The sequence below is a fragment of the Micromonospora sp. NBC_01405 genome (assembly GCF_045040155.1).
GTDB lineage: Bacteria > Actinomycetota > Actinomycetes > Mycobacteriales > Micromonosporaceae > Micromonospora.
The window spans coordinates 246,299-262,892 of sequence record NZ_CP109532.1 but is presented as its reverse complement, the minus strand read 5'-3'; the positions used below and the strand labels follow the sequence as shown (position 1 = coordinate 262,892).

Below are 16,594 nucleotides of genomic sequence, written 5' to 3'. Positions count from 1 at the left end.
GCCTGAACGAGGGTTTCCGAGAAGATAGCGGCTTTTGCCCCTTCGAGCGAAATTTATTCCATCTAGCCTCGGTCTCAGGACGACGCGGGGGAGGTGCGGGGGAATGGTCTCCAGGAGAGGTCTGCTCATCGCGGGGGCGGCGGGTGGCGCGGTCGCGCTGACACCGGCCGGGTGGGCCGTCGCCGGGCCGCGTCCGGCCCCGCCGCTGGACCCGCGCGACATCCCGAAGTACGTCACCCCGCTCCCGGTTCCCCGGGCCATGCCCCGGGACCTCGGGGGCCCCGACGCCGACGAGTACGCGGTCGCGGTGCGGCAGTTCCGCCAGCAGGTCCTGCCCCGGTCGCTGCCGCCCACCACCGTCTGGGGCTTCGGCTCGGCGGCCCACCCGGGCAGCTTCCGGTACCCGGGCCCCACCATCGAGGCCCGGGCCGGCCGGCCGGTCCGGGTCACCTGGCTCAACCAGCTCCTCGACCGGCGCGGCCGGCACCTTCCGCACCTGCTCCCGGTGGACCCCACCCTGCACTGGGCCAACCCGGCCGGCGGCGACGAGGGGCGGGACCACGCCGGCCACTTCCGCCGCACGCCCGGGCCCTACCTGGGGCCGGTGCCGCTCGTCGTGCACCTGCACGGCGGGCACAACCGGCAGGAGAGCGACGGCCACCCGGAGGCCTGGTACCTGCCGAACTGCCGCGACCTCCCGTCCGGGTACGCGCGGTACGGCAGCTCGTACCGCGAGTTCGGCGACCGGTACGCCGACTACCGCGGGACCCGGTGGTCGCCCGGCGCGGCGACCGTCGAGTACGCCAACGACCAGCGCGCCACCGCCCTCTGGTACCACGACCACGCCCTCGGCCTGACCCGGTTGACCATGTACGCCGGCCCGATCGGCCTGTACCTGCTGCGCGGCGGCGCCGCTGACCTGCCGCCCGGGGTGCTCCCCGGCGCGGCGACCGGCCCGGCCGGCGGTTCCGCCCGCGGCCACCACGAGATCCCGCTGGTGATCCAGGACCGCAGCTTCACCGCCGACGGCTCGCTGCGCTACCCGGCCAGCCGGGCCGAGTTCGACGGCCGTCCCGGCCGGTACGTGCCGGAGACGGACGTGTCGCCGATCTGGCATCCGGCGTTCTTCGCCGACACCATCGTGGTCAACGGCCGCACCTGGCCGGTGCTGGAGGTGGAACGCCGGCGCTACCGGTTCCGGCTGCTCAACGGCTGCAACTCGCGGTTCCTGCTGCTGTCGGTGGCGGCGCACCCCACGGCCCGGCCGGCCCGGCCGGCGGTGCCGTTCTGGCAGATCGGCAGCGACGGCGGCTTCCTGCCGGCGCCGGTGCGAATGGGCAAGCTGCCGCTGGGCGGCGGTTCCCGGGTCGACGCGGTGGTCGACTTCTCCGACGTGCCGGCGGGAACCGAGCTGTACCTGGTCAACGAGGGCCCGGACGGGCTGGCCGGCCGGCCGGGGGCGGACGTCGAGCCCGCCGACCCGCACACCACCGGCCAGGTGCTGAAGCTCGTCGTCACCGAGGCGACCGGCCCGGACCGCAGCGTCCCGCCGGACCAGCTCGACCTGCCGTCGTCGCGACCGCTCGGCCCGGCTGAACGGGTCCGCCGGCTGTCGCTGAACGAGACGATGTCGACGTCGCCCGGCGCCGGGCCGGTGGCCGCGCTGCTGGGCACCGTCGACCGGGACGGCCGGGCGGTGCCGCTGCGCTGGAACGCGCCGGTCACCGAAACGCCCCGGCTGCACGGCACGGAGGTCTGGGAGTTCCACAACTTCACCCCGTTCGCCCACCCGATCCACCTGCACCAGGTGCAGTTCGAGCTGGTCGGGCGGGGGCCGACCGGCCAGCAGCCGCCGAGCCCGGCCGAGCGCGGGTGGCTGGACACGGTGGCCGTGCTCCCCGGGGAGGTGACCCGGATCAAGGCCCGGTTCGACCTTCCGGGCCGCTTCGCCTGGCACTGCCACCTGCTGGAGCACGAGGACAACGAGATGATGCGGCCGTACGACGTCGTGCCCTCCGGTGGGGCGCAGACCGGCGACGGCGGGATCAGCGCGGAGGGCTCCTCCGGGCTCGGCCTGGCCGGCGTGGCGGCCCTCGGGGCCGCGGCCCTGGGCGCGGGAATGCTGCACGGCGCACGCGATCCCGGATCGACACCCGTTGGTTAGGCGGGTCTGAGCAGCTCAGCTAAGGTAAGGCGAGCCTAAGCTGAGGGAGTTTCGTGACCACCGTCGCCGCGCGGCCGATCCGGGCCGCCAGCCGGCCCGCCCGCGGGTCGGGCCGACGGGTGGCCGTCACCGTGGGGGCGGCGGCGGTGCTGGCGCTCGCCGTGCTCGCCAGCTTCGCCCTCGGCAGCCGGCCGCTCGCGCCCGACGACGTGTGGCACGCGCTGGTCGCCCCCGATGGCGGGGACGCCACCACCATCGTCCGGGAGCTGCGGATGCCGCGCACCACCCTGGGCATCGTCGTCGGTCTCGCCCTCGCCGTCGCCGGGGTGCTGTTCCAGGCGCTGACCCGCAACCCGCTGGCCGAGCCGCGCATTCTCGGCATCAGCGCCGGCGCGTCGTGCGGCGTGGTGCTGGCCATCGCCGTCTTCGGCGTCGGCAGCCTCGCCGGGTACGTCTGGTTCGGCGTCGCCGGGGCGCTCCTGGCCGGCCTGGCCGTGTTCGCGGTCGCCAACCGGACCCGCGAGGGCGCCTCGCCGGTCACCCTCGCGCTGACCGGTGCCGCGCTCGACGCCAGCCTCGGCGCCGTCGTGTACGCGCTGCTCAGCATAGACGCCCGCACCTTCGAGGAGTACCGGTTCTGGGTGGTCGGCGGGCTGACCGGCCGGGACGTCGGCGTCACCGGTCAGGTGCTGCCGCTCGTCCTCGCCGGGCTCGTGCTGGCCGTCCTGGTCGCCCGGGGCCTGGACGCGCTCACCCTCGGCGACGACGTGGCCCGGGGGCTGGGCCACCGCATCGGCCTGGTCCGCCTCGGCGGCGGCGCGGCCGGGGTGCTGCTCACCGGGGCGGCCGTGGCGGCGGCCGGACCGATCGCGTTCGTCGGGCTCGCCGTGCCGCACCTGGCCCGGGCCCTGGTCGGCGCGGACCACCGGTGGACCCTCGCCGTCGCCGCCCTGCTCGGACCCGCCCTGCTGCTCGGCGCCGACGTCGTCGGCCGGCTCGTCGCCCCGCCCGGCGAGGTGCCCGCCGGGGTGGTCACCGCGCTGATCGGCGCCCCGCTGCTGGCCTTCCTCGTCCGCCGCGCCCGGGTGGTCACGGCATGAGCGCCCTCGCCGCCGGGACCCGCCCCCGATCCGCCCCGCCCGGCCGGACCCTGCTGCGCCTCGGCCCGCTACGGGTGCCGGTACGCCGCCGGCCGGTGCTGGTCGCCGCCGCGCTGACCGGGCTGCTCGCCGCCGCCGGGGTACTCAGCCTCTCCCTCGGCACCCCGTACGTCGCCCCGGCCGACGTGCTGCGCGCCCTCTCCGGCGCCGGCACCCCGTACGACCTGGTGGTGCTCGACCTGCGGCTGCCCCGACTCGTCCTCGCGGCGGTGGCCGGCGCGGCGTTCGGCGTCGCCGGCACGCTGATCCAGAGCGTGGCCCGTAACCCGCTGGCCAGCCCGGACGTCATCGGCATCACCCAGGGGGCCGGGCTGGCCGCCACCATCGCCCTGACCGGCGGGGCAGCCGCCGTCCTGGTCGCCCCGGCGGCGTTGCTCGGCGGGCTGGCCGCGGCGGCACTGGTGCTCGCCCTCGGTGCCCGGCACGGGCTGGCCGCCCAGCGGTTCGTCCTCGCCGGGGTCGCGGTGGCCTTCGCGCTGCGGGCGCTGATCGAGGTGGTCCTGATGACCGTCGACCCGATCGACGGGATGCGCGCCCAGATCTGGCTGGTCGGCACCCTCGCCGGAAAGGGCTGGACCGAGGCGGCCTGGATCGCGGTCACCCTGCTGGCGCTGCTGCCCGTGCTGCTCTGGGCCGGATGGGCACTGAACAGCACCGCCCTGGACGACGACACCGCACGCGGGATCGGCGTCCGCCCGGTCGCCCGCCGGATCGGCCTGGCCGGCACCGGGGTGCTCGCCGCCGCGATGGTCACCGCGCAGGTCGGCGCCGTCGACTTCGTCTCCCTGGTCGCGCCCCAGCTCGCCCGCCGGCTGGTCCGGGCCGAGCGTCCCCCGCTGCTCTGCTCCGCCCTGCTCGGCGCGCTGCTGCTGGTCCTCGCCGACCTCGCCGGCCGCCGGCTGCTCGCCCCGACCCAACTCCCGGCGGGCGTGCTGACCGCCGCGATCGGCGGGCCGTACCTGATCTTCCTGCTGCTGCGCGGACGCCGGAGGCCGTCCTGATGCCCACGACCGACCCCGCTCCCGCAGACCTGCCGACACCGCCCACCGGGCCCGGCACCGCCCCCGCCCCCCGACCCGGCGTCCCACCCGCGTACCCGTCCGGCGGGTCCGCCGGCGTTCCCGCGTCCCCCGACGGGGCCGCGTCCCCTTCCGTCGCCCCCTCCCGAGGAGCCGCGATGCTCTCCACCCGCGACCTGGTCGTCGGCTACGACGAGCGGACCGTCCTGGACGGCCTCGACCTCGAGCTGCCCGCCGACGCCTTCACGGTCGTCGTCGGCCCGAACGCCTGCGGCAAGTCGACGCTGCTGCGCACCATGGCCCGGCTGCTCACCCCCAGCCGGGGCGCGGTGCTGCTCGACGGCACCGCGATCCGGGACCTGCCGACCCGGGAGGTCGCCCAACGTCTCGGCGTGCTGCCGCAGAGCCCGCTGGTGCCCGAGGGGGTCACGGTCGCCGACCTGGTCGGCCGGGGCCGGCAGCCGTACCAGCGGTGGTGGCGGCAGTGGTCGGAGCAGGACAGCGCCGCCGTCGACGAGGCGCTGGAGCTCGCCGACGTGGCCGGCCTCGCCGACCGGCCGGTGGACACCCTCTCCGGCGGGCAGCGACAGCGGGTCTGGATCGCGATGACCCTGGCTCAGGACACCCAGGCGTTGCTGCTGGACGAGCCGACCACCTTCCTCGACCTGGCCCACCAGATGGAGGTGCTGGACCTGCTGCACCGGCTGCGCGCCGAGCGGGGCCGGACCGTGGTCGCCGTGCTGCACGACCTCAACCAGGCCGCCCGGTACGCCGACCACCTGATCGCCATGCGCTCCGGCCGGGTGGTGGCCGCCGGCCCGCCCCGGGAGATCCTCACCGTGGAGCTGGTCCGCGACGTCTTCGGGCTCGACTGCGTCGTCGTGCCCTGCCCGGTGACCGGCGCGCCGCTGGTCGTACCGGCCCTCAGCACCCCCTCCCTGGCAGCCCTCGCTCGGGCCGCCTCCTCCGTCACCTCCTCCGCCGGCCCACCGGCTGGCGGAACCCTCTGAAAGGAACATCGATGCGTCGTCTCGCCGCCGTGCTCACCGCGGCCGTCGCCCTCAGCGTCGGACTCACCGCCTGCGGAGAGAGCGACCCCGTCGCCGACACCGCCGTCGGGGACACCCGGGAGATCACCCACGCCATGGGCACCACCAAGGTCCCGGCCGCCCCGAAGCGGGTCGTGGTCCTCGACACAGACAAGATCGACACAACACTGTCGCTGGGCATCACACCGGTCGGTGCGGCCACCGCGGGCGAGGCGAAGGGCTGGCCGACCTACTTCGGCGAGGAGAAGTTGGCCGGGATCAAGTCGGTCGGGGTGCTCACCGAGCCCGACCTGGAGGCGATCAACGCCCTCAAGCCCGACCTGATCCTGGGCAGCAAGTTCCGCCAGGAGAAGTTCTACGACGAGCTGGCCGCCATCGCCCCGACGGTGTTCACCGAGCAGGTGGGCATCACCTGGAAGGAGAACCTCCTCCTCGACGGCAAGGCGCTCGGCAAGGAGGAGCAGGCCCGTGAGCTGCTCACCACGTACGAGAAGCGCGCTGCGGACTTCGGCGCGAAGCTCGGCGACGCCGCCCAGCGGAAGATCTCCATCGTGCGCTTCATGCCCGGCGCGATCCGGGTCTACGGCCCGGCTTCCTTCTCCGGCATCGTGATCGGTGACACCGGGCTGGGCCGCCCCGAGCGGCAGCAGCTCGCCAACAAGGAGGACAAGCGCTTCGACGCGGTCAGCCCTGAGCGGGTCAACGAGGTCGACGCCGACGTCATCTTCGTGACCGCGTACGGCGAGAAGGCCGCCGCCGAGCAGAGCACCGTCTCCGGCGGCACGTTGTGGAAGGGCCTGTCCGCGGTGAAGGCCGGCAAGGCGTACCCGGTCTCCGACGAGGTCTGGATGACCGGCATCGGCGTCGGCGCCGCCAACAAGATCATCGACGACCTCGAGAAGTACCTTTCCTGACCCCCGCCCCGCGCACTGCCCCGCCGCCACCCTCCTCCCGGGGCGCGCGCATATTCCCGGAAAGAGTGGCTGTTCCGCGGAGAACAGCCACTCTTTCTCTGTAAGCGCGGGCTCTCTGTGAGAGCGCGGGCTCTCTGTGAGAGCGCGGGCTCTCTGTGAGAGCGCGGGCTCTCTGTGAGAGCGCGGGCTCTCTGTGAGCGCGGGCCCTCTGTGAGATCGGGGGTCAATGGGAGGAGTGGCGGGAGCGGAGGGCGGAACGGATCTCCGTCAACACGCCGTCGAAGTCTTCTCTCATTCGTTTGCTCGTCACGTGCAGGACCAGCCAGTCGTCGCCGAGCAAGTGGTTCAGACGTTGCCGGTCGCGGTGGAACTGCTCCGGGTCGTGGTGCCAGATGCCGTCGTACTCCACGGCCACCTTAAGGTCCGGCCAGGCGAGGTCGACCCTCGCCACGAATTGACCGTTGCGAGTGACCACGTGTTGGGTCACCGGTCGGGGCAGGCCGGCGCGGACGAGTCGCACCCGCAGCCGCGACTCGGGCAGAGACTCCGCGCCCGCGTCGACCAGGCTCAACGCCTCGGCGAACCTGCGGGCACCCCGCTGGTTGCGACGGCGGGCGAGGTACACGGTGAGGTCGTCGGCGTGGACGGCATGACGGTGCAGCAGTGCGTCGATCAACGCCACCGCCTCGACGGTGTCCAGCCAGCAGGCAAGGTCCCAGCAGGTGCGGATGCCCGTGGTGACCGGCATTCCGTCGACCCGCTGAACGTCGCCGTCGCGCCACCCGGAGACGTGGATGAGCAGCCCGGTGAGCGGGCCGAAGCGGGAGGCCGGCTCGACCAGCACCTCGACCGGCTCGTGTGGCCCCGGCGTCGGCCCGCCGAGCATGGCGACGGCCGACCTGCCCGCCAGGGTGCACCCGGGCGGGAAGAGCCACGACGCCGCGGCCCGACACCGGGTCAGGTGCGTTATCTCGATACGGGAATCGGCATAGACGTTGTGCAGAACCTGCCGCCACGCGCTGCTGCGCAGGTCGTTCTTCGTGAGCAGGCCGCGGCGAACCGCGTCCCGGGCGAAGAACACCTGCCCGACCAGCTCGGCCGGCCGACGAGGAATGCGAGCCACCCTCCCACCCTGCCGCACCCCCGCCCCTCCCGAAACCCCCTGTGGATAACCCTCCCCTCCCCGCCCCTCCCGGTTCCCAAGGGCGCGCACTTACACGGAATGAGTGGCTATTCCACGTGGAATAGCCACTCATTCCGTGAATTTGCGCCGCGCGCCGCGGGCGGCGGGCGGCGGGTGGCGGGCGGCGGGTGGCGGGGGTGGGGTGGGGTGGGGGTGGGGTGGGTGTCAGGCGGCGGTGGACCAGATGGCGCGGAAGGCGGCCGCCTCGCCGGCCAGCCACTGTTCGACCTGTTGGGGCTTGACGGTGTTCGGCATTCGGTATGCCTCGCCTCGGCGGACATCCACCAGTACCGGGGTGGCGTGGGGGAGGACGGCGTCCATGTGTCGGGCCATCAGGTGCAGGGTGGCCAGGGCCGCCTCCTCACTGGGCGGGGCCTCGTCGAAGTGCAGGCGGACGGCCTCGGCGCGGCCGTCCTCGGCGTACCGGATGCCGAAGTGGGGGTTGATCTTGACGGGGAGGTCGCCGAGCATGGCCAGGGCGTCGCGGGTCTGGGCCAGGTCGACGGCGGTCGGCTCGCCGAGGGAGCGCAGCCAGGTCGTCGCGCCCGGCACGAGCGCCTCGTAGAGCGGGCGCCAGCGCGGCTTGACCACGTCGGCGACCTGCGCCAGGTGGGTGCCGCCGGTGTGGAACGCGACGTCGGCCTTGAGCGCCTTGACGAACTGGCCGTGCGGGTTGAAGCCGTGCCGGCTCGCCCGCTGCTTGCGCAGGCCCCCGACGAAGCTTGCCTTGGTGGGCCCGGTGCGGTCGACGTACCGGGTGAAGCCGAGGAGGGTGGCGTAGGGCGGGAGGGTGCTGGAGGTGGACGCGTTCACGGAAGTCCTCCCAGGTCAGGACTTGGTTTAGTACACACATTCTAATCGATGGGTCTGACATCACCCAGTGAAAAGGAAGGGCAGTCCGTGTCGCGTCCGCGTGAACCTTGTGGAGTCCGGACCTCGACACCGCCATCAACCCCGCACCCTGGCCGACCCGTGACTCGCCACCAGAACCACGCGGAGGACGACCGCTGCTCGGATGCGAACGCAGGGTCTTTCTCACCGCACCGGAACGTTGATCTTGGCCACCCACCACCGCATACGATCTCGACATGCAGCGGCTGGCGCTCTTCGATCTGGACAACACCCTCGTCAACCGCAGCGCGGCCTTCCGCGCATGGGCGCAGGAGTTCGTCACCACCCACCGCCTCGACGCCGCCGCCTTGACCTGGCTCCTGGAAACCGACGCCCGAACCTCCGGCACGAAAGGCCCCTTCTTCCACGCCGTCCGCGAGGCCTTCCGCCTTGACCAAGCTGCCGATGAACTCTGGCAGCAATACCGCCAGCGCATGCCGGAACTGGTTGCCTGCCGCTCACAGGACCTCGAAGCGCTACGCCTGCTGCGCGCCGCCGACTGGCGGATCGGGATCGTCACCAACGGCATGACCGACAACCAACACGGCAAGATCCACCGCGCTGGCCTCAACACGCTGGTCGACGGCTGGTGCATCTCCGACGAAGTCGGCATCCGCAAACCCGAGCCGGCGATCTTCAACATCATCGCGCAGCGCTGCGGAACATCGACAGCGCGCGGCGGCTGGATGATCGGCGACGACCCGATCCTCGACGTCGCAGGGGGACGCGGCGCTGGAATGCGCACCATCTGGCTGCAAAGCGAGTCGGCGTCGTGGCCCGAGGACCAACCAGGACCCGACAACACCGTCGTCACCGTCGCCGACGCCGTCGAAGTTCTCCTTCAGGCGGGATGACACGATGCCCGCCATGAGAGGTTGACGGACTACGGCAGGATCGTCATCCATGATCGACGATTTCGCGAAAGAGTGCCTGCACAGCGATCTGCGAGACATTCGCAAGGTGATGCTGTGGAAACTCGACGGGCTTTCCGGGTACGACATCCGCCGTCCCCTGACCTCGACCGGAACCAACCTTCTCGGCCTGGTCAAGCACCTGTCGATGACGGAGGCCAGATACTTCGGCGACATCTTCGACCGGCCGTTCCCCGAACCCATGCCCCGGTGGGACGACGCCGACGCGGGCGACGCGGCCATGTGGGCGACCGAGCACGAGACGCGCGAGGAGATCATCGGCCGGTACCGTCGCGTGTGGGAGCACTCGGACGCGACGATCGCCGCCCTGGCGATCGACTCGCCCGGCCACGTGCCCTGGTGGCCACGCCCCAACGTGAAGCTGTTCAACATCCTGGTCCACGTCCTCACCGAGACCAGCCGGCACGCCGGACACGCCGATATCCTGCGCGAACAGCTCGACGGCTCGACCGGGTTCACGGCCGAATACGCGGACGCGCAGCCCGACCCGGCCTACTGGGAAGCTCGGCGCGCGAAGATCGAACGGGCCGCCAGAGCAGCCGCCACCAACCCCGATCACGCTCCAGGAAGACCGCACGGACCCGCTCCGATCGAACCCTGACCGGGAAACCGCAAAGCAAGTCCGGACGCTTCGGTCCACCAGTGTCCGGACTTGCCTTGTAGGCCCCGTTGGCGAGACAGCCCAGCAGGTGGACTGGTCAATCCCGGCAGGAGAACCGTCTGCGTGCCAACCGCGTGGCTGTTCCTTCGCGTCCGCCGTCCGCCGTGCGCCTACCGCTCCCGGACGGCGTAGGTCAGGTGCGTCACCCTCGGGGAGGGCTCCGCGCGGACCTGCTCCAGGGCCACGCGGCCCGCGTCCACGCCCTCGAACAGGCGGATTCCGGAGCCGAACAGCACGGGCGACAGCGCGATCGAGAACTCGTCGACCAGGCCGGCGTTCACGTACTCCAGGATCGTCGCGCCGCCGCCCGCGATGCGGACGTCGCGGTCGCCAGCGGCCTCGCGGGCCTGGTCGAGCGCGGACTCGATGCCGTCGTTGACGAAGTGGAAGGTGGTCCCACCCGACCGCTCCCAGGGGTCACGCTTCTCGTGCGTCACGACGAAGACCGGCGTGTGGAACGGCGCCTCCTCCGGCCACGCCTGCTCGCCGGCGTCGAACATGCGCTTGCCCAGCACGCTCGCGCCGGTGCGCTCGAACGTCTCCCGCATGATGTCGTTGTCGCGCCCCTCCTCACCGCCCTCGCCGAGCTTCAGGTTCTCCCGGAAGAACCGCTGCGGGAAGACCCACTGCTGCAGTTCCATCCACTGCCGCCCCATCAATTCCTCGACGGACTCGGGCGCGATGAACCCGTCCAGCGACATCGACACGCTGAAGAACACCTTCCCGGCCATCAGCCCTCCGCCCCCATTCGAGCGATCTCGGTGACGTAGGCAGCCAGCTTGCTCAGGGTCTGCTGGCCGCCCTCGATCGCGTGGTACTTCTCGGCCGCCTCGTCGCGCAGCTCCTTGGTGGGGAACACCGTGCGCATCTCGATCCGGGTCGCCACCCCGTCGGGCGCGAACGTGAGGATCGACTCGAAGGCGTTCGGGTCGCCGCGGGACTCACCGTGCAGCAGCGCGATCCCCTCCGGCGGGACGATCTCGGTCCAGGAGATCCACTCCTGGTAGTCCGTCCCGTCCGGCCCGTGCATCACGAAGTCCCACTCCCCGCCGACGCGGAACTCGAAGGCCCTCGTGGTGGTGGTGAACCCCTCCGGCCCCCACCACCGCGACAGGTGCCGCACCTCGGTGAACGCCTCGAACACCAGCTCCCGTGGGGCGTCGACGACCCGGGAGATCACGATCTCGCGGTCAGCCGTCGCGGACTGCGCCGGCGCTCCTCGTTCCATCTTGCTCATCAGCTACTCCTCCTGCCTTGCCTGCTTCAGGTCCTGCACGTACGCGTCCAGCCGGTCGAAGCTCTCGTTCCAGAACCGCTCGAACCCGCCGGCCCACTCGTGGACCGGTCGCAGCCCGCGGGCGTCGAGGCCGTACAGGCGCTGCTTGCCTGCCTTGCGGTCTCGCACCAGCCCGACTTCCCGGAGCACCCGCAGGTGTTTGGACGCCCCCGGCTGGGTCATCCCCAGCTCCTGGGCCAACTCGGTCACCGGCCGCTCACCCGCCCGCAGCAGCACCAGGATCTCCCGGCGCTGCGGCTCGGCGATCGCGTTGAAAACGTCCGACGTCGTCGCTGCTCGTGCCATGGCAGCCATCATATACCCATAACGGCATGCGTCCAGTCGGGAGGGGCCAAGCAGGTCCTGTCAGATGACGATCGTGACCCTTGTCACCCGACTCGGCTCAGGCTGGTTCGCACGAAAAGTCCGGCCGCCCGGACTGCCCCTCCTGTGACATCGGCTAGAGCTGGCCGACGTCCGTGATCCGGACGGCGGCGGCGCCCACCTCGTCGGAGGCGGCCAGGTCGATCTCGGCGCTGATGCCCCAGTCGTGGTCCTCGTCGGGGTCGTCGAGGATCTGCCGGACCGTCCACCGTTCCCGGCCCTGCTCGATCATCAGCAGCGCCGGGCCGCGGGCGTCCGGGCCGACCCCGATCGAGTCGTACGCCTCGAAGTACGGCTCCAGCGCGTCGGCCCACGCGTCGGCGTTCCAGCCGTCCCCGCCGTCCAGCTCCCCGAGGTCGTACCAGCGGCGCAGGGCCGCCAGCTCGACCCGGCGGAACAGCGCGTTGCGCACCAGCACCCGGAACGCCCGGGTGTTGCGGGTGACCGCCGGCGGCCGGTCGTCCAGGTTGGCGTACGCCTCGGCGGCCTCGGCCACATCGGACGGGTTCTTCAGCCGCTCCCACTCGTCGATGAGGCTGGAGTCGACCTGGCGGACCAGCTCGCCCAGCCACTCGATGAGGTCGACCAGTTCCTCGGTCTTGGCGTCCTCGGGCACGGTCTGCCGCAGCGTCTTGTACGCGTCGGCGAGGTAGCGCAGGACGAGGCCCTCGGAGCGGGTCAGGGAGTAGAACTGCACGTAGTCGGTGAAGGTCATCGCCCGCTCGTACATGTCACGGACGACCGACTTGGGGGAGAGCTGGTGGTCGGCGACCCAGGGGTGCCCCTGCCGGTACATCTCGTACGCGGCCTCCAGCAGCTCCGCGAGGGGCTTCGGGTGGGTCACCTCATCGAGCAGTTCGAGGCGGGCCTCGTACTCGATGCCCTCGGCCTTCATCGCGGCGACCGCCTCGCCGCGGGCCTTGAACTGCTGGGCGGAGAGCACCTGGCGGGGGTCGTCGAGGATCGACTCGATCACCGAGAGCACGTCGAGGGCGTACGACGGGGACTCGGCGTCCAGCAGCTCGATGGTGGCCAGGGCGAGCGGCGACAGCGGCTGGTTGAGCGCGAAGTCGAGCTGGAGGTCGACGGTGAGCCGGACCCGGCGGCCGGTCTCGTCCGGCTCGGGCAGTTCCTCCACCACCCCGCCGGCGCGCAGCGCCCGGTAGATGGCGATCGCCCGGCGGATGTGCCGGCGCTGGGCGGCGGGCTCCTCGTGGCTGTCGGTGAGCAGGTGCCGCATCGCGGCGAACGCGTCGCCGGGGCGGCCGATGACGTTGAGCAGCATCGAGTGGCTGACCTGGAAGCTTGAGGTCAGCGGCTCCGGTTCGGCCTCGACGAGGCGGTCGAAGGTGGGCCGACCCCAGCCGATCGAGCCCTCAGGCGGCTTCTTGCGGACCACCTTGCGCCGCTTCTTCGGGTCGTCGCCGGCCTTGGCGAGGGCCTTCTCGTTGTCGATGACGTGCTCGGGGGCCTGCACGACGACCCGGCCGATGGTGTCGAAGCCCGCCCGGCCGGCCCGGCCGGCGATCTGGTGGAACTCGCGGTTCTTGAGCAGCCGGGTGCGGATGCCGTCGTACTTGCTCAGGCCGGTGAACAGCACGGTGCGGATCGGCACGTTGATGCCGACGCCGAGGGTGTCGGTGCCGCAGATGACCTTGAGCAGCCCGGCCTGGGCCAGGGTCTCGACGAGGCGGCGGTACTTCGGCAGCATGCCGGCGTGGTGCACGCCGATGCCGTGCCGGACCAGCCTCGACAGGGTCTTGCCGAACCCGGAGGTGAACCGGAACCGGCCGATCGCCTCGGCGATCATGTCCTTCTCGGCCCGGCTGGCGACGTTGACGCTCATCAGCGCCTGGGCGCGCTCCAGGGCGGCGGCCTGGGTGAAGTGCACGACGTACACGGGGGCCTGCTTGGTCTCCAGCAGCTCCTCGAGGGTCTCGTGCATCGGCGTCATCGCGTACGTGAAGATGAGCGGGACCGGCCGCTCGGCCGAGCGGACGACGGCGGTCGGCCGGCCGGTGCGCCGGGTCAGATCGTCGACGAAGCGGGTGGTGTCGCCGAGGGTGGCCGACATCAGCACGAACTGCGCCTGGGGCAGCTCGATGATCGGCACCTGCCAGGCCCAGCCCCGGTCCGGCTCGGCGTAGAAGTGGAACTCGTCCATGACCACCTGGCCGACGTCGGCCCGCTCGCCCTCGCGCAGCGCGAGGTTGGCCAGGATCTCGGCCGTGCAGCAGATGATCGGGGCGTCGGCGTTGACGCTGGCGTCGCCGGTGAGCATGCCGACGTTGTCGGCGCCGAAGACCTCGCAGAGGGCGAAGAACTTCTCCGACACCAGGGCCTTGATCGGTGCGGTGTAGAAGGTGGTCCGGCTGTCGGCCAGGGCGGCGAAGTGCGCGGCGATCGCCACCAGGCTCTTGCCCGAGCCGGTCGGCGTGTTCATGATCACGTTCGCGCCGGAGACGATCTCGATGACCGCCTCCTCCTGGTGGGAGTAGAGGTCGAGGCCGCGCTCCTTCGCCCAGCCGGCGAACGCGTCGAAGAGGGTGTCGGGGTCGGCGCTTGTCGGCAGCGCGGCGGTGAGCGTCATAGCCCGTCCATCGTGCCTGCCGCAGGCCCTCCCGCGCCAACCGGGCCACTGTTCATCCGTCGGGCGCCGGCCGTCACGACAGGGCCGCGTCCGACGACAGGGGTGTCAGAGAGGGCCGGCGGGAAACCGCGCAGGGGGAGCCTGCCGGTCACGCCCGGCGGTGGATCAGGTCGAGGACCGGGCGGCCGGCGGTCAGCGCGCGGCGCTCGAACTTGGTGACCGGCCGGTGGGCGGGACGCGGGGCGTACCCGCCGTGCATGTCGGCCAGCCCCGGGTCGGCGGTGAGCGTCTCGCGCATCGACTCGGCGTACTCGGCCCAGTCGGTGGCGCAGTGCAGCGTCCCACCGGGGGCCAGCCGGGAGCGCAGCAGAGTCACGTGCGCCGGCTGGATGATCCGCCGCTTGTGGTGTCGCGACTTCGGCCACGGGTCGGGGAAGAACACGTGCACCGCGTCCAGCGAGCCCTCCGGCAGCGCCCGGACCAGGTCCAGCGCGTCGCCCCGCCCGACCCGCACGTTGCCCAGGCCGTGGCGCTCCACCAGGCCCAGCAGGTTGGCGATTCCGGGCGTGTGCACCTCGACGGCCAGATAGTCTCGGTCCGGGTCGCCGATGGCCATCTCGGCCGTGGCGTCCCCCATTCCGGACCCGATCTCCAGCACCACGGGGGCCCGGCGGCCGAACAGCGCCGCCAGGTCCACCGGCGCGGCGAGGTCGTCGGTGATCGTCATGCCGTACGCCGGCCAGAGCCGGTCCAGGTCGTCGACCTGACGGTCGCTCATCCGGCCGCGCCGGGGGTGGAAGGTGCGGATCCGGGGCGCGTGCGGCGGCACGGTCGCGGCGGGGTTCGGGTCGGTGGAGGTCACAGCGACCCGAGCGTACGCGACGGCCATGCCGGACCGGATGTGATGTACGACCGGGACGGGCGGACCCGTCCCGTACGGCAGGCCGGGCGGCCGGTGCCCGGCGTCGCGCTACCGCGCCGGGAGGGGTCATGGGGTCAGCCACGCGCCTCGGCGCCGCGCTGGCGGTCGCGGTCGCCGCGGTCGCCGGACCGCTCGCAATCACCACGGTCAGCGTGGTCGCCGGACCGCTCACGGGGGTCGCGCGGGCCGCCGGTGCCCCCGCGGTCGCCCCGGCGCCCGAGGCGTCGGCCGGTCAGCCCGGCGGCGGTCAGCCCGGCTGGCTCGTCTTCGTCGAGGTCAGCCCCGGCACGGTGCAGCCCGGTTACCTGGTCGGCATCCGGGCGAGCTGCCACGACAACTCGGTGCCGGCCATCGTGGTCTCCGACGCCTTCGGCCGGGTCGCCGCCCGACCGGACCGCGGCCTGCTGACGGCGTCCCCGATGGTCCGGGAGCGCGTCTGGCCGGGCAACTACCGGGTCAAGCTGGAGTGCCGGGGCGGGGAGACCGCGACCACGATGCTCCAGGTGGTCAAGCGGACCCCCTCGCCCTCGCCCACCCACAGGCCGACGCGCGAGCCGGCCCCGCACCCGACGCACCCGGCGGCGCAGCACCCGAGTCGGGGCCCGAACACTGGCTTCGGCGGCACCGCCGGTGCGGCCACCGGTGGGCTGCTGCTGCCCGGGGGCGTGGCGCTGGCCGTGGCCGGGGTGACGATCGGCCTGGCCACCAGGCGCCGGCCCCGCGTCCGCCGCGCCGCCGGCGGGAGCTGAGACCGGCCGTGGCCTCCGCACGCGTACCCCGATCGCCCGCCCCGCCGGTCGATGCCGGGCAGCCGGCGGAGCGCCGGCCGTGGTCGGTGCCGGTCGCCGTGCTTCTGGTGCTGGTCGGCGTCTTCGCCACCGGCGCGGGGCTGGGCCGTGTGTCCGGGCCGCTCGACTGGGTCGCCGGAACCGCCGGCCGGCCCACCGCCGCCGCCGCCGCACCCGGCCTGGCGGACAGCCGACCGGTGTCCCTGGCCGTGCCGGCGATCAGGGTCTCCGCGCCCGTGGCGGCGGTCGGGCAGGCGCCCGACGGGTCGGTCGACGTGCCGCCGCTGGCGAACGCGGACGAGACCGGCTGGTACGACCGTGGCCCGACCCCGGGTGAGCCGGGCCGGGCGGTGATCGTCGGGCACGTGGACACGAAGAACGGCCCGGCGGTCTTCTACGACCTGGGCAAGCTGAAGATCGGCGACCGGATCGAGGTGACCCGCGCCGACGGAGACGTGGCGGTCTTCGCGGTGGACTCGGTCGAGCATTTCGGCAAGGACGCCCTGCCCGCCGACCGGGTGTACGGCGACGACGGGCCGCCGGGACTGCGGCTGATCACCTGCGGTGGTCAGTGGGTCGGCGGGCGGACCGGTTACGCCGACAACGTGGTCGCCTTCGCCTCGCTGGTCGACACCCGCCGTCCCTGACACCCGCCGCCCCT

General features: G+C 72.6%; 16 protein-coding genes. 9 read left to right on the top strand and 7 right to left on the bottom strand.

What is annotated here, in order from left to right:
• The first annotated feature begins 103 nt into the window (after positions 1-103).
• The 5 genes from OG559_RS01260 (at position 104) to OG559_RS01240 (ending at position 6,306) form a co-directional block, all read left to right on the top strand.
• Positions 104-2,164, top strand: a complete 2,061-nt coding sequence (locus OG559_RS01260; protein ID WP_405111277.1) for a multicopper oxidase family protein — start codon at positions 104-106, stop codon at positions 2,162-2,164.
• A gap of 53 nt (positions 2,165-2,217) precedes the next feature.
• Positions 2,218-3,264: a FecCD family ABC transporter permease gene (locus tag OG559_RS01255; protein ID WP_405111274.1), complete on the top strand. Its 1,047-nt coding sequence runs from the start codon at positions 2,218-2,220 to the stop codon at positions 3,262-3,264.
• Entirely contained in the window at positions 3,261-4,325 is a 1,065-nt protein-coding gene (locus tag OG559_RS01250; protein ID WP_405111271.1) for a FecCD family ABC transporter permease, read from the top strand. The genes OG559_RS01255 and OG559_RS01250 overlap by 4 nt, the downstream gene beginning before the upstream one ends.
• Positions 4,326-4,501: 176 nt before the next feature.
• Positions 4,502-5,353, top strand: coding sequence for an ABC transporter ATP-binding protein (locus tag OG559_RS01245; protein WP_405111268.1), 852 nt, complete (start codon positions 4,502-4,504; stop codon positions 5,351-5,353).
• A gap of 11 nt (positions 5,354-5,364) precedes the next feature.
• A complete protein-coding gene (locus tag OG559_RS01240) occupies positions 5,365-6,306 on the top strand; it encodes an ABC transporter substrate-binding protein (protein WP_405111265.1) in 942 nt (313 codons plus the stop codon).
• 223 nt (positions 6,307-6,529) lie between these two features.
• Here OG559_RS01240 and OG559_RS01235 read toward each other — a convergent pair whose 3' ends face one another.
• Complete coding sequence (locus tag OG559_RS01235; RefSeq protein WP_405111262.1) at positions 6,530-7,429, bottom strand: endonuclease domain-containing protein; 900 nt, start codon at positions 7,427-7,429, stop codon at positions 6,530-6,532.
• 225 nt (positions 7,430-7,654) lie between these two features.
• Positions 7,655-8,302, bottom strand: a complete 648-nt coding sequence (locus OG559_RS01230; protein ID WP_405111259.1) for a hypothetical protein — start codon at positions 8,300-8,302, stop codon at positions 7,655-7,657.
• Positions 8,303-8,577: 275 nt separating this feature from the next.
• Here OG559_RS01230 and OG559_RS01225 point away from each other — a divergent pair, with 275 nt between their 5' ends.
• Positions 8,578-9,234: an HAD family hydrolase gene (locus tag OG559_RS01225; RefSeq protein WP_405111256.1), complete on the top strand. Its 657-nt coding sequence runs from the start codon at positions 8,578-8,580 to the stop codon at positions 9,232-9,234.
• 49 nt (positions 9,235-9,283) lie between these two features.
• The gene (locus OG559_RS01220; RefSeq protein ID WP_405111253.1) at positions 9,284-9,913 is read left to right on the top strand and encodes a DinB family protein; all 630 of its coding nucleotides are present in this window, start codon (positions 9,284-9,286) and stop codon (positions 9,911-9,913) included.
• 170 nt (positions 9,914-10,083) lie between these two features.
• Here the strand turns inward: OG559_RS01220 and OG559_RS01215 are convergent, their stop codons facing one another.
• The 5 genes from OG559_RS01215 to trmB all read right to left on the bottom strand — a co-directional run bounded on the left by OG559_RS01215 (position 10,084) and on the right by trmB (position 15,085).
• Positions 10,084-10,704: a dihydrofolate reductase family protein gene (locus OG559_RS01215; protein WP_405111250.1), complete on the bottom strand. Its 621-nt coding sequence runs from the start codon at positions 10,702-10,704 to the stop codon at positions 10,084-10,086.
• Positions 10,704-11,210 (bottom strand): SRPBCC family protein, encoded by a 507-nt coding sequence (locus tag OG559_RS01210; protein ID WP_405111248.1) that lies wholly within the window; start codon positions 11,208-11,210, stop codon positions 10,704-10,706. Before OG559_RS01210 ends, OG559_RS01215 begins: the two co-directional genes overlap by 1 nt.
• Positions 11,211-11,213: 3 nt before the next feature.
• Entirely contained in the window at positions 11,214-11,555 is a 342-nt protein-coding gene (locus tag OG559_RS01205; RefSeq protein WP_128376371.1) for a metalloregulator ArsR/SmtB family transcription factor, read from the bottom strand.
• A gap of 154 nt (positions 11,556-11,709) precedes the next feature.
• Positions 11,710-14,223, bottom strand: a complete 2,514-nt coding sequence (locus tag OG559_RS01200; RefSeq protein WP_405111245.1) for a DEAD/DEAH box helicase — start codon at positions 14,221-14,223, stop codon at positions 11,710-11,712.
• Positions 14,224-14,371: 148 nt separating this feature from the next.
• Complete coding sequence (trmB, locus tag OG559_RS01195) at positions 14,372-15,085, bottom strand: tRNA (guanosine(46)-N7)-methyltransferase TrmB (protein ID WP_405111242.1); 714 nt, start codon at positions 15,083-15,085, stop codon at positions 14,372-14,374.
• Positions 15,086-15,213: 128 nt separating this feature from the next.
• Between trmB and OG559_RS01190 the strand changes: the two genes are divergently transcribed.
• Together OG559_RS01190 and OG559_RS01185 are read left to right on the top strand one after the other, a co-directional pair.
• Entirely contained in the window at positions 15,214-15,894 is a 681-nt protein-coding gene (locus OG559_RS01190) for a hypothetical protein (protein WP_405111240.1), read from the top strand.
• A gap of 8 nt (positions 15,895-15,902) precedes the next feature.
• Positions 15,903-16,580 (top strand): class F sortase, encoded by a 678-nt coding sequence (locus tag OG559_RS01185; protein WP_405111238.1) that lies wholly within the window; start codon positions 15,903-15,905, stop codon positions 16,578-16,580.
• The last annotated feature ends 14 nt before the right edge of the window (positions 16,581-16,594 follow it).

Bases quoted from the DNA above. Each gene is read 5' to 3' on its own strand.
- OG559_RS01260 (WP_405111277.1), top strand. From the start codon at position 104: ATGGTCTCCAGGAGAGGTCTGCTCATCGCGGGGGCGGCGGGTGGCGCG.
- OG559_RS01250 (WP_405111271.1), top strand. From the start codon at position 3,261: ATGAGCGCCCTCGCCGCCGGGACCCGCCCCCGATCCGCCCCGCCCGGC.
- OG559_RS01245 (WP_405111268.1), top strand. From the start codon at position 4,502: ATGCTCTCCACCCGCGACCTGGTCGTCGGCTACGACGAGCGGACCGTC.
- OG559_RS01240 (WP_405111265.1), top strand. From the start codon at position 5,365: ATGCGTCGTCTCGCCGCCGTGCTCACCGCGGCCGTCGCCCTCAGCGTC.
- OG559_RS01225 (WP_405111256.1), top strand. From the start codon at position 8,578: ATGCAGCGGCTGGCGCTCTTCGATCTGGACAACACCCTCGTCAACCGC.
- OG559_RS01220 (WP_405111253.1), top strand. From the start codon at position 9,284: ATGATCGACGATTTCGCGAAAGAGTGCCTGCACAGCGATCTGCGAGAC.
- OG559_RS01215 (WP_405111250.1), bottom strand. From the start codon at position 10,704: ATGGCCGGGAAGGTGTTCTTCAGCGTGTCGATGTCGCTGGACGGGTTC.
- OG559_RS01210 (WP_405111248.1), bottom strand. From the start codon at position 11,210: ATGAGCAAGATGGAACGAGGAGCGCCGGCGCAGTCCGCGACGGCTGAC.
- OG559_RS01205 (WP_128376371.1), bottom strand. From the start codon at position 11,555: ATGGCACGAGCAGCGACGACGTCGGACGTTTTCAACGCGATCGCCGAG.
- OG559_RS01200 (WP_405111245.1), bottom strand. From the start codon at position 14,223: ATGACGCTCACCGCCGCGCTGCCGACAAGCGCCGACCCCGACACCCTC.
- OG559_RS01190 (WP_405111240.1), top strand. From the start codon at position 15,214: ATGGGGTCAGCCACGCGCCTCGGCGCCGCGCTGGCGGTCGCGGTCGCC.